The 548-nt window shown below is 34.3% G+C and carries 2 protein-coding genes; both read left to right on the forward strand.

The window, feature by feature from the left end; all coding sequences use genetic code 11:
- A partial coding sequence (locus ACYVJ0_RS13795; protein ID WP_460818431.1) for a hypothetical protein occupies positions 1 to 196 on the forward strand: 196 nt, incomplete at its 5' end.
- 9 nt (positions 197 to 205) lie between these two features.
- On the forward strand, positions 206 to 548 hold a 343-nt coding region (locus ACYVJ0_RS13800), incomplete at its 3' end, for a hypothetical protein (RefSeq protein WP_460818433.1).

Below are 548 nucleotides of genomic sequence, written 5' to 3' on the forward strand. Positions count from 1 at the left end.
CGTCGGTTACTATAATATTATGGATATTATTAGTGGTCGCTACAGACTGGTTCATCGGTGGGTATCATCTAAAATGGTGCTTAATGTACAGTCGGAATTTCTATTAGATATATCTAATTATAAGGCCTGCGTTCCTTTTAATTTAGGATTTAAGACAGGTACATGGTCATATTCGGAAATTTTTTATCGTATATGATTAGATAATTTGGCAACTGTAATTACTAATATGCTATCTGCTATTCCTTGGATTGGTACGGACTTTACACAATTTGTTTTTATCCTTTGTCTAGTATCATTTCATGTATTTTTCAGTTCAGAATTTCTACCTACTGTAGGTAATATGAATAGTCGATCTATTCATCCACGTAATAGTAAGGACAAGAGTAAGTATCAAAATGTTAGCTATGACTTCATATCTATGTTTGCTGGCTTTGTAGATGGAGACGGCTATATTAAGCTTACTCGGGCTACTGATGGTTATATCTCTTTTGAGCTAGTTATTTCTCTAGACGTACGAGACGCAGAACTTCTACGCTATTTCTATTCTG

The sequence above is a fragment of the Microbacterium petrolearium genome (genome assembly GCF_054782875.1).